Origin of the sequence: Coprococcus sp. AF21-14LB (assembly GCF_003458885.1) — a bacterium.
Lineage (GTDB): Bacteria > Bacillota > Clostridia > Lachnospirales > Lachnospiraceae > UBA9414.
The window spans coordinates 1-11,379 of sequence record NZ_QRVX01000061.1; the positions used below are offsets into that span (position 1 = coordinate 1).

The following is an 11,379-nucleotide window of genomic DNA, read 5'->3' on the forward strand; positions in this document are numbered from 1 at the left end:
GAATATAATCAAACATGGTATTGTATTTATGGGAAAATAGAAAAAGATGAAATGAAAAAAATTATAAATAATTTAAATTTTTTCTAAAAAATGTGTAAGGTTTTTAAAGTACAGTTGTCTAATATATAGAGGAGGTCATAAAAATGAAAAAAATAGTATCTTGTATTTTAGCAGCTGTGCTTACAGTGGGAACGGTTTGTTGTCCTGCTAAGGCGGTATTCGCCAGTGAAATTAATGCTGAAAAAACGAAATCAGAGGGATGTACAGATGTAGTTCCATATGGGCAGTACTTGCAATTGGGAAAGTCGGACATTACAAAGCTTGGAACCGGAAAGATTTATGCAAAAGGAAGAACTATCGCCCATACAACAGTTTCAAGAATATCAGTAGGTGTTCGTGTAGAACGTCTTATGGGAAATGCATGGGTGCAGCAGGATTATTTTTCTGCATCAAAAACTAACATTGACATGGTGGCAGCCAGTAAAACATTAACAGTACCGATTGGATATTTCTATCGTGTAAAGAGTATTCATGGAGCTAATACCGACAGCAGCAGTTCCTGGACGGATGGTCTGTACATTTAATTAATTGCTAATTCAGTAACTATCAACAAGATTATTTATCACACATCAATTAAGTTATTCAAGTAACCCGTCAACAATATGATTTTTGCAACAAGGGGCTCTGCCCGCCGCTTTCATAACATACAATACCAAATACCAAAAAACAATAATATGTAAACAACAAACCATACAGCTCTTAATGAGCAAAGATGAAAGCGGCGGGCAAAGCCCCTAAAAAATCATTTCTTTTCTTCTATAGATCAGCTTCAGTATAGCATTTCGGTAAAAGAATCACAAGAAATAAAGAAACAGTTTCCATACTTTGCGGAACTTTTAAATGCAGTAAAAGTATATAAAAGGTTTCGTGTCTGATAATAAAAAACACCTCTCCGAAACAATTAGATTTGTAACGGACAGGTATCTTTTCATAAAATATATACAAATATATGCACATCTATAAGACATGTCTTGTTTGTCAATTTGTTTACTTATTATCTTGTTGTTCTAATGCAAGTTTTAAAGCTGTAGCAAGCTGATCCGGACAGGAAGTTGATTTTGTTCCGCAGCGAATTCCTTCTAAACGGGAAATTGCTTCATGTACATTCATTCCCTGAATAAGAGATGCAACGCCTACTGTATTTCCCGGGCATCCGCCAACAAATTTAACTGACTTAATGATATCATCTTCGATTTCAAAAAGAATCTGCCGTGAGCAGACACCTTTTGGTGTGTACTCCATAATATGTTCCATGATAAAATCCTCCATTATTTATTGATTTATTTGCTAGGATATTATATCAAAGACATTTTAGGATTGCTACAATTATGTGAAATTTCTATAAATGTCTGCAATAATCGAGATTGTCTTTATACGGATATTATTGCTTGTAAAAGACTTAGAGAGTCTGTATAATAGCAGTAATTATGAGATAGATAAAAAGGAGATTCTAAGTTATGATAGGAATTATTGGAGCAATGCAGGATGAAGTAGAGACTCTGATCTCTGATATGAATGTAGAAGAAAAAACAGAATATGCATCTATGATTTTCCATAAGGGAAATCTATGTGGTCAGAATGTTGTAATTGTGAAGAGCGGCATTGGAAAAGTAAATGCTGCAATTTGTGCACAGGTTTTAGTAGATAAATTTCATGTGGATAAGCTGATTAATACAGGTATTGCAGGTTCATTAGATGCAGCAATTGATATCGGCGATATTGTTATTTCCACGGATATGGTTCAGCATGATGTGGATGCATCAACTTTTGGAGATCCGGTAGGACAGGTGCCAAACATGGATGTATTTTCCTTTCCAGCAGATAAAGAGCTTATAGAAAAAGCAGTCGAAGCGAATACAGAGGCAAATCCGGATATCCATACATATACTGGACGGATTGTCAGTGGAGATCAGTTTATATCGGATAATGCAGTCAAAGAAAGACTTGTGTCGCTCTTTGGGGCGAAGTGTACAGAGATGGAAGGAGCTGCGATTGGACATGCGGCATACTTGAATAAAGTTTCGTGTGTCATAATTCGTGCAATTTCGGATAAAGCCGACAATAGTGCAGAAGTAGATTATCCGGAGTTTGAAGCGAAGGCAATTATCCATTCTGTAAGGCTTGTGAAATGTCTTCTGAAAAAACTCGGCTAGGATGAAGAGCATCATTTGATAAGATGCGACAGAAATCAGTTGGCGGAATGTAGAAATGTGGCGAACGATTTGGACTCCCTTTCCTTCTTTTTTGCGATATAATGTGTGCACAGTGAAACACAGAGAAGAAAGAAGGAGGGAACAATTACAATGTTAAGAACAATGGTAGATTATAATGTAATGTTCTATGTAATGGGAGTTGTGGCTGCAATAGGCGTTTGCAGTAAACTGGTTTCTCAATTTGCACTGAAGAGACTTGTGCGTGCATCTGGAAACATGAATAAGAGTACACATAAGCTGATGAAACTAATGAGAGCAAAATACGAACATGCCTGTATGGTCAGCGACAAGGTACAGAATGTTGGGGCGTTTGTAGACAAGTACGTTTTTGAATATCGAATTTTAGGGCTTCGTCTGCATACATGGCAGCAGATGCAAAAGCAGACAATGTGGATGAGTGCATTGCTCGGTGTGCTCGGTGCGTGGATGCATTATTATGTGTATGGCATGGGAGAAGCAATTTATCGATATGCGGGAAGTGGTGCAGTGCTGATGATGCTTTTGTTTCTTTTGCATGTTACAACTGATGAGAAATATCTGTTAAAATCTTCTAAAACATATATGATAGATTATCTGGAAAATGTTTGTGCACATCGATATGAGAAGCTATATCAAAAAGAGACAGCGATGAGATCTTCTTGTGAGCGGGAGCAACTTGTGAGTGAAGAAATACAGAAGAATGGAGAAATTTTTCTTTGCGAGCCCATGGCAGATACAAAAGAAGAGAGCAGCAAAGAGGAGATATCTCCGGAGGCAGTACAGATACAGGAAGCACTTGCAAAAACAACTGCAGAAATGAATTTACAGATGGAAACATCGGACAGAGTTTTAACGGAAGAGAAGGAGCGGATCGAAGCAGAGGCTGATGCAGTACCGAGAGAGGCAATGATTCGGGAGATTTTGGAAGAATTTTTAGCGCAGCGTACATAAATTCAGATGTCTGTCTTGCGAAACGAATAAGGGTTTGCTAAATATATCACAGTAAGGGTTTTTACAACTTCTTACTGTGATATTGTATTTCTTCAGAGGATAGGATATCCGGATCAGAGATAAAAAGGAGTGTAGATCTATGGCAAAAGTAACATTTGATTATGCAAAAGCGAATACATTTATCGGCGAACATGAAGTAGATAGCATGAAAGCATTAGCAGAGGAGGCAAAGAAACTGCTTCTGTCAAGAGAGGGAGCGGGCAATGATTTTCTTGGATGGATTGACCTGCCGGTTGATTATGATAAAGAGGAATTTGCAAGAATTCAGGCAGCAGCTGAGAAGATCAAACAGGATTCAGAAGTGCTGGTTGTCATTGGAATTGGCGGTTCTTATCTTGGTGCACGAGCTGCTATTGAATTTTTGAGACACAATTTTTATAATATGGTTTCAAAAGAGATTCGCAAGACACCAGAGATTTATTTTGTAGGTAATAGTATTAGCAGTACATATATCAAACATTTAATCGATGTAATCGGAGATCGTGATTTCTCTGTGAATATTATTTCCAAATCAGGAACAACAACAGAGCCGGCGATTGCATTCCGTATTTTTAAAGAGATGTTAGAGAAGAAATATGGAAAGGCAGAAGCTTCAAAAAGAATTTATGCGACAACGGATAAAGCGCGTGGAGCATTGAAAGGGCTTGCAACGGAGGAAGGATATGAGAGCTTTGTTGTACCGGATGATGTCGGAGGACGTTTTTCTGTGCTGACAGCAGTAGGACTGCTTCCGATCGCGGTTAGTGGAGCTGATATTGAGAAATTAATGGAAGGAGCTGCATCAGGAAGAGAACTTGCGTTGGAAAAACCATTTGAAGAAAATGATGCACTGAAATATGCAGCAATCCGCAATATTTTACACCGCAAAGGAAAGTCAGTAGAAGTTTTGGCGAATTATGAACCGAGTCTTCATTATGTAAGTGAATGGTGGAAACAGCTCTATGGAGAAAGCGAAGGAAAAGATCAGAAAGGTATTTTCCCGGCAGCAGTGGATCTGACAACAGACCTTCATTCTATGGGACAGTTTATTCAGGATGGTTCCCGTATTATGTTTGAGACCGTTGTAAATGTGGAAAAATCACAGGAAGAGTTGTATATTCAGGAGGAAAAAGAAGATTTAGACGGATTGAATTATCTGGCAGGAAAGAGCATTGATTTTGTCAATAAGAGTGCAATGAATGGTACAATTCTTGCGCATACAGACGGATCCGTTCCAAATCTTATGGTAAATGTTCCTGAACAAAATGAATTTTATCTTGGACAGCTTTTCTATTTCTTTGAATTTGCATGTGGTGTCAGCGGATATATTTCAGGCGTGAACCCATTTAACCAGCCGGGCGTAGAGAGCTATAAGAAAAATATGTTTGCGCTTCTTGGAAAACCTGGATTTGAAAAAGAACGCGAAGAGTTATTAAAGAGACTTTAATATACAATAGAAAATGGGAGACGGAGCGATAAGCTCCGTCTTTCGTGTACGGAGGAAGGAAATCATTGTTATCAAATCAAGTATTGCATAAAATTATTAAAGATATTGAAAGAATTTCAGGTGCACAGTGTTCTGTCTGGAATATGGAGGGAAAATGCATTGCGGGGGTTGAAAATACAACAGCTGTAATGAACCGGGAAGTACAGGAAGTTATTGAAGATGTTGCATGGCTGACAATGAAGTCAGTAAATAAAAACGTTTATTTCGTTGTATCGGACGAAGGGATTCCGGTACAGATTTTGGCTTTGAAAGAGTATACGGGAGACTGTCAGTTAGTAGGAGAGATGGCGGTAAGTCAGCTTGAAAATCTGCAGCAGGCATATAAGGAACATTTGGATAAGAACAGATTTATTCAAAATCTGCTTTTAGATAATCTTCTGCTTGCGGATATTTACAATCAGGCAAAGCGGCTTCATGTAGAGAGTGATACAAAAAGAGCGGTCTTTTTGATTGAACCAAAGACATCAGATGATGCAATGGTCATGGAAATGCTTCGGGGAATCTATGCCGGAGATACGAAAGATTTCGTGACAGCAGTCAGCGAAGGAAGTATGATTTTGATTAAGGCGCTTGAAGAATCAGAAGGATATGAGGCTCTTTTGAAAATTGCAAAGACGATTGTAGATATGATGGAAACAGAAGCGATGGTAAATGTGCGTGTTGCATATGGTACTATTGTGAATGAACTGAAAGATGTTTCTAAGTCATACAAAGAAGCAGGAATGGCGCTGGATGTTGGAAGGATTTTCTATGCAGAGAGAAGTGTTCTTGCCTATAATGAGCTTGGAATTGGACGCTTGATCTATCAGCTTCCGGTATCGCTTTGTGAAATGTATCTTCAGGAAGTATTTGAAGGTAAATGCGTAGATCAGTTTGATGAAGAAACGATTGCAGCAGTCAATAAGTTTTTTGAAAATAATCTAAATATTTCAGAGACAGCAAGACAGTTATATCTGCACCGAAATACTCTGGTATATCGATTGGAAAAAATACAGAAAATGACAGGGCTTGACGTAAGGACGTTTGATGATGCGCTGACATTTAAGATTGCGATGATGGTTTCTGAGCATTTGAAATTCTTAAAACAGAGAGAATAATATGCTGTGTGCGACAACAAGAATGACTTGTCTTTGATAATTTGCTGTGCTAAAATGAAAAGAATCAGAAAATAGATAAGACAGGAGGTTGTTTGCATGGTCAATTTATATAAAAACGGTGTATATTTAGTAAATGGAACAGAGTTACTTGAAGACAGACCGGATATCGAAGCGGTATTAAAACAACGAACAGGAAAATCTGTATCACAGAGCGAGGCGGAAAAAGAAACAATTGCTTATCAGATTTTGGAAGCACACAATCTGTCCGGGAATATGGAACGTCTCCAGATTCGGTTTGATAAACTGACATCTCATGATATTACTTTTGTCGGAATTATCCAGACAGCGAGAGCATCCGGACTTGAGCGTTTTCCAATGCCGTATGTGTTGACAAATTGTCATAACAGTCTCTGTGCGGTAGGCGGTACCATTAACGAAGATGATCATATGTTTGGACTGACATGTGCGAAGAAATACGGTGGTGTCTATGTGCCGCCGCATCAGGCGGTTATTCATCAGTTTGCCAGAGAGATGCTCGCAGGAGGCGGGAAAATGATTCTCGGCTCGGACAGCCATACGAGATACGGAGCACTCGGTACGATGGCAATGGGAGAAGGCGGGCCGGAGCTTGTAAAACAGCTTTTAAATAAAACATATGATATCAAACGTCCGGAAGTGATTGCTGTATATCTGGATGGTGAGCCGATCAAAGGTGTTGGTCCACAGGATGTTGCGTTAGCATTATTGGCGCGACATTTAAAAATGGTTATGTCAATAATAAAGTAATGGAGTTTGTCGGCCCTGGGGTGGAAAAGCTAAGCGCAGATTTCCGAATCGGAATAGATGTTATGACAACGGAGACAACTTGTCTGTCTTCTATTTGGAAAACAGATGATGTTATCCGGGAATTTTATGACATTCATGGAAGAACGGAAGACTATCGGCAGTTGGAACCTGGGGAAATTGCTTACTATAACGGAGCTGTCTATGTAGATCTTGGAAGTATCCGACCGATGATTGCAATGCCGTTCCATCCAAGCAATACATATACGATTGAAGAGCTGAATCAAAATCTGGACGATATTCTCCATGAAGTAGAGAAAAATGCGCTTGTGAGCCTTGAAGGGGCAGTAGCGTATTCGCTTCAGGATAAAATCCGCAATGGAAAACTATATGTGGAGCAGGGAATTATTGCGGGATGTGCCGGAGGCGGTTTTGAGAATATTTGTGCAGCGGCAGATATTGTCCGCGGCAGAAATATCGGTTGTGATGAATTTACATTTAGTGTGTATCCTGCAAGCATGCCAATTTATATGGAATTAGTTAAAAATGGTGCGGCGGCAGAATTGATGGCAGCAGGAGCTGTATTGAAAACAGCATTTTGCGGTCCTTGTTTCGGAGCGGGAGATACACCTGCCAATGGTGCATTCAGTGTTCGTCATTCTACAAGAAATTTCCCGAATCGGGAGGGATCTAAACTTCAGAATGGTCAGATAGCTTCAGTTGCACTTATGGATGCAAGATCTATTGCAGCAACTGCCGCAAATCAGGGCTATTTGACACCGGCAACAGATTTTGATATAGAATACAGACAGCGCAAATACTATTTTGATAAAACAATTTATGCAAACAGAGTATTTGACAGTCATGGAAAAGCAGATCCATCTGTGGAGATTAAATTCGGACCTAATATTAAAGACTGGCCGGAAATGTCGGAGCTTCCGGAGAATCTTCTGTTAAAAGTAGTATCTGAAATACATGATCCGGTTACAACAACAGATGAGTTGATTCCATCCGGAGAGACGTCTTCTTATCGTTCAAATCCGCTTGGACTGGCAGAATTTGCTCTGTCCAGAAAAGATCCGGAATATGTTGGACGCGCAAAAACAGTGCAGGCAGCACAAAAAGCGATTGAAGCCGGAAGCTGTCCGTTGGAAGTATTAGAAGAATTAAAGCCGGTAATGGCTAAGGTTAAGGAAAAATTTCCGGAAGCAGGAGAGGGAAATCTAGGAATTGGAAGTACAATTTTTGCAGTAAAACCGGGAGATGGGTCAGCCCGTGAGCAGGCGGCTTCCTGCCAGAAGGTACTTGGAGGATGGGCGAATATTGCAAATGAATACGCAACAAAGCGCTATCGGTCCAATCTGATCAACTGGGGAATGCTTCCATTCCTTACAGAAGAAAAAGATACTGCGCTATCATTCCGGAACGGAGATTATATTTATGTGCCGGAAATCCGCAGAGCTATTGAAGAAAAAGAAGTATCGGTAAAAGCTTATGTGGTTGGTACAGAACTGAAAGAAATTCAGCTGGCACTGGGAGAGCTGACAGATAATGAACGAGAGATTATCCGAAAGGGATGCCTGATTAATTATTACCGCGGATAAATAAAATATAAAAATTTTAATATTTTGTGCAACATTGTCCCCTTTTTGTTACTCTATATGTATGACAGAGTAATGAAAGGGGGATTTTTATGTATGAAACTGATCAAGAGACGAATCTATTTCTTGTTAAGCGAGCAAAGAAAGGCAGTACAGAGGCTTTTGCAGAATTATATGAGCAGATTTATATAGATTTATACCGGTTTGCGCTGTATACAATGGGACATAAGCAGGATGCGGAAGATGCGGTGAGTGAAACGGTAATTGCGGCATATGAGAATCTTCCGCAATTAAGAAATGAGAAGGCATTTCATGCATGGATTTTTAAGATTCTTGTGAATATTTGTAATAAAAAATTGCGTCAGAAGGTAGAAAGACCGATTGAAGAGCGGCCGGAAGAGTCAGAGCATCCGGATTATGCACAGGCATATGATGTGAAGAATGCATTTCAGGAGTTATCAGAGGAAGAGAGAGAGATTGTGGGGTTAACTGTATTTGGAGGATATACGAGTTTGGAACTTGGACAAATGCTTGGAATTAATTCTAACACAGTACGTTCTAAGAGAAGTCGGGCGCTTGACAAGCTTTCCAAGAAGCTGAAGTTTTAAAGGAGGTTTGAAGTATGGATAATAACGAGAAGAAGATTGTAGAGAATTTGGATTATATGACACAGGATACAGAAGTACCGGAATCTCTTAAGCCTGAGAATGTTGAAAAGATGCTGCGGGATCATCAATTAGAACAAAAGAAATCAAAGAAAGCATTTCATTGGAAACAAGCATATACAAGGGCAGCGGCAGCGGCTGTATTTCTGGCAGTGATCGGAGCAGCGGCATCGGCGCTGAAAGTAGATCGGACAGCGGGGCTTGTGTCAGATTATGTTCCGGGGCTTGACAGTGGAAGAAGAGAAGCTCAGACATCTATTTTATGCGCGGAGAATTATGATAAAGTCTATAACTATATTCAGGCGAATGCAGAACAAATGGAAAAAGTAAATGAATCTTTTGCGTATGATACGAGCCTTTATTCTGGCGCGCGGAGAGAGGATGGGATAGCAATTGCCGAGAATACAGATGCAGCACCGAAAGGTCAGGGATATTCTGATACGAATGTAAGGACAGAAGGAATTGCTGAAGGCGACATCGTGAAGACGGACGGCGAATTTCTGTATATTCTGAAAGATACACTGGCACAGATTAATATTGTTGATATTCGTGAGGAAGAGATGAAATCAGTAGCAACGATTGATCTTGAGAAAGGGATGCAGGGAGCAGAACTTTATGTACAGGGAAAACAGCTGATCGTGCTTGGAGTCATACAGGAAGAAGCAGAGGATTCTGTTTATCAGGAAAAGACATGTGTTTTGACTTATGATATTCAGGATCGGGAAAATATAAAAGAGATCGGACGCGTCACACAGTCCGGAAGTTATGACAGCTCGCGAATTTCTGACGGATATTTATATGTGTTCAGTAATTTCTATGCATCAGCGGATTGCAAGAAAAATGAGCCGGAGTTATATGTTCCGGAAGTAGAGGAAAAACTTATTGAACCAAATAAAATTTTGCTGCCATTGGAAGAGAGCGGGAATATGTATTATGTTGCATCCTCAATTAATCTGGAAGAACCGAATAATATTGTAGACAGCAAGGGGATTTTCCATAATGGAGGAATGACATATGTAAGTTCCGATCATATTTATCTTTGTGAGACGTCTCGGGACGAAGAAGGAGCAATTTCCACATGTATCAGAAAGATTTCTTATGAAGATGGAAAGCTTGACGGTAAGGCAGCTGCTAATGTGGACGGAAGATTAGAAGATTCGTTTTCAATTGACGAATATAACGGATATCTTCGCATGGTTGTAATGAAAGATGATCAGGTGAGTCGTGTAGAACCGCTTCTTCGTGAATTGGAAGAAGAGAAAGAGGTAGAAGCAGAAGAAAGTAATGCGCTTTATGTGTTGGATCAGAACTTGAAGATTGTTGGAAGTATTGAAGGAATTGCTCCGGGAGAGAGAATTTATTCAGCAAGATTTATGGAGGATACGGCGTATTTCGTAACGTTTAAGGAAGTAGATCCGTTATTTTCGGCAGATTTATCCGATCCAATGAATCCGAAACTGATTGGAAGTCTAAAGATCCCTGGATTTTCAGAGTATCTGCATCCGTATGGAGAAGGATTATTACTTGGTATCGGAATGGATGTGGATGAATCCGGTGTCACAACAAATGGAGTGAAGATTTCTATGTTCGATATTTCAGATCCGGCAGATGTGAAAGAAATTCATAAGACAGTTCTGGAAAATGTGTATGGAAGCGCTGCACTTTATGACTATAAAGCGGTACTCATTGATGAGGAGAAGAACATGATTGGATTCCCGGCATATGGTGAGAATGAGAAATACTATGTATTTAACTATCATCCGGAAGCCGGATTTGAAAAAGCTATGGAGGAAGAGATCAACAATACATCGTGGATGGATGCTAAGGGACTCTATTCGGGAGAACGTTTGTATATTGTTGGGGGAAATGTAATCGAATCTTACCAGATACCGACTTATAAAAAGGTTGACGATATACTTCTTCCATAGTAAATTAACAGAAAATAAAGATAAAATAAATAATATAACAAATAAAATTAAAAATATTTCAAAATAGTATTGACAAAATAGAATCCGGATGGTATTATAAAGTCAACCTAATCAAAGAAAACTAATTCAATAATTTCCGAAACGGAAACAATTCAATTTTCAAGTAAGAAGAATCGCTTCCGGGAACAAAATTCAAAGTTATTTCTGACGAGAAAGGAAGTAACAGGAAAGAATTTAAAAAAGAGGAAGAATGATAAATCTGAAAAGGAAATAGAATAGTTTTCAAGTAAGAAAAAGAAAAGTAGATTTGATTGGAATATAACGGAAGGAGGCTTTGACCATTGGATGTAGAGCAGACAATTCAATATGTGAGTGGTATGGTAAATACAAGTTCCTGTAGTGAAAGCCTTTACCATAGATTATAATCCAAATCAAAGTAGAATAATCAGCTAATTCGGAGAGAAATTATTGGATTAAAAAAGATTCTCAGATAAGTATTTACAAACATATTGAAAAGACAATACCACAATAAATCAAAGAATAACTTAGACGAATG

Annotated in this window: 8 protein-coding genes and 1 pseudogene; 8 read left to right on the forward strand and 1 reads right to left on the reverse strand. The window is 39.0% G+C overall.

Annotation, left to right across the window (positions count from 1 at the left end; genetic code table 11):
• The first annotated feature begins 143 nt into the window (after positions 1-143).
• Positions 144-584 carry a DUF6147 family protein gene (locus DWX73_RS11625; RefSeq protein ID WP_118348915.1) on the forward strand — a complete coding sequence of 147 codons (441 nt, stop codon included), beginning with the start codon at positions 144-146 and terminating at the stop codon, positions 582-584.
• 463 nt (positions 585-1,047) lie between these two features.
• Here the strand turns inward: DWX73_RS11625 and DWX73_RS11630 are convergent, their stop codons facing one another.
• Complete coding sequence (locus DWX73_RS11630) at positions 1,048-1,302, reverse strand: TIGR03905 family TSCPD domain-containing protein (protein WP_118348922.1); 255 nt, start codon at positions 1,300-1,302, stop codon at positions 1,048-1,050.
• Positions 1,303-1,517: 215 nt separating this feature from the next.
• Here DWX73_RS11630 and DWX73_RS11635 point away from each other — a divergent pair, with 215 nt between their 5' ends.
• From DWX73_RS11635 to DWX73_RS11665, 7 genes and pseudogenes are all read left to right on the forward strand, one after another.
• Positions 1,518-2,213 carry a 5'-methylthioadenosine/adenosylhomocysteine nucleosidase gene (locus tag DWX73_RS11635; protein WP_118348916.1) on the forward strand — a complete coding sequence of 232 codons (696 nt, stop codon included), beginning with the start codon at positions 1,518-1,520 and terminating at the stop codon, positions 2,211-2,213.
• A 150-nt stretch (positions 2,214-2,363) separates the two neighbouring features.
• The gene (locus DWX73_RS11640) at positions 2,364-3,203 is read left to right on the forward strand and encodes a hypothetical protein (RefSeq protein ID WP_118348917.1); all 840 of its coding nucleotides are present in this window, start codon (positions 2,364-2,366) and stop codon (positions 3,201-3,203) included.
• A gap of 139 nt (positions 3,204-3,342) precedes the next feature.
• Positions 3,343-4,689: a glucose-6-phosphate isomerase gene (locus DWX73_RS11645; protein ID WP_118348918.1), complete on the forward strand. Its 1,347-nt coding sequence runs from the start codon at positions 3,343-3,345 to the stop codon at positions 4,687-4,689.
• A gap of 65 nt (positions 4,690-4,754) precedes the next feature.
• Positions 4,755-5,846, forward strand: a complete 1,092-nt coding sequence (locus DWX73_RS11650) for a PucR family transcriptional regulator (protein ID WP_118348919.1) — start codon at positions 4,755-4,757, stop codon at positions 5,844-5,846.
• A 96-nt stretch (positions 5,847-5,942) separates the two neighbouring features.
• Positions 5,943-8,233, forward strand: a pseudogene (locus DWX73_RS11655) (hydratase).
• A gap of 89 nt (positions 8,234-8,322) precedes the next feature.
• The gene (locus DWX73_RS11660; protein ID WP_118348920.1) at positions 8,323-8,838 is read left to right on the forward strand and encodes an RNA polymerase sigma factor; all 516 of its coding nucleotides are present in this window, start codon (positions 8,323-8,325) and stop codon (positions 8,836-8,838) included.
• Positions 8,839-8,852: 14 nt separating this feature from the next.
• Positions 8,853-10,823: a beta-propeller domain-containing protein gene (locus tag DWX73_RS11665; RefSeq protein ID WP_118348921.1), complete on the forward strand. Its 1,971-nt coding sequence runs from the start codon at positions 8,853-8,855 to the stop codon at positions 10,821-10,823.
• Positions 10,824-11,379: the final 556 nt, after the last annotated feature.

Coding starts and splice junctions, on each gene's coding strand:
- DWX73_RS11665 (WP_118348921.1), top strand. CDS start 8,853: ATGGATAATAACGAGAAGAAGATTGTAGAGAATTTGGATTATATGACA.
- DWX73_RS11660 (WP_118348920.1), top strand. CDS start 8,323: ATGTATGAAACTGATCAAGAGACGAATCTATTTCTTGTTAAGCGAGCA.
- DWX73_RS11645 (WP_118348918.1), top strand. CDS start 3,343: ATGGCAAAAGTAACATTTGATTATGCAAAAGCGAATACATTTATCGGC.
- DWX73_RS11635 (WP_118348916.1), top strand. CDS start 1,518: ATGATAGGAATTATTGGAGCAATGCAGGATGAAGTAGAGACTCTGATC.
- DWX73_RS11625 (WP_118348915.1), top strand. CDS start 144: ATGAAAAAAATAGTATCTTGTATTTTAGCAGCTGTGCTTACAGTGGGA.
- DWX73_RS11630 (WP_118348922.1), bottom strand. CDS start 1,302: ATGGAGTACACACCAAAAGGTGTCTGCTCACGGCAGATTCTTTTTGAA.
- DWX73_RS11640 (WP_118348917.1), top strand. CDS start 2,364: ATGTTAAGAACAATGGTAGATTATAATGTAATGTTCTATGTAATGGGA.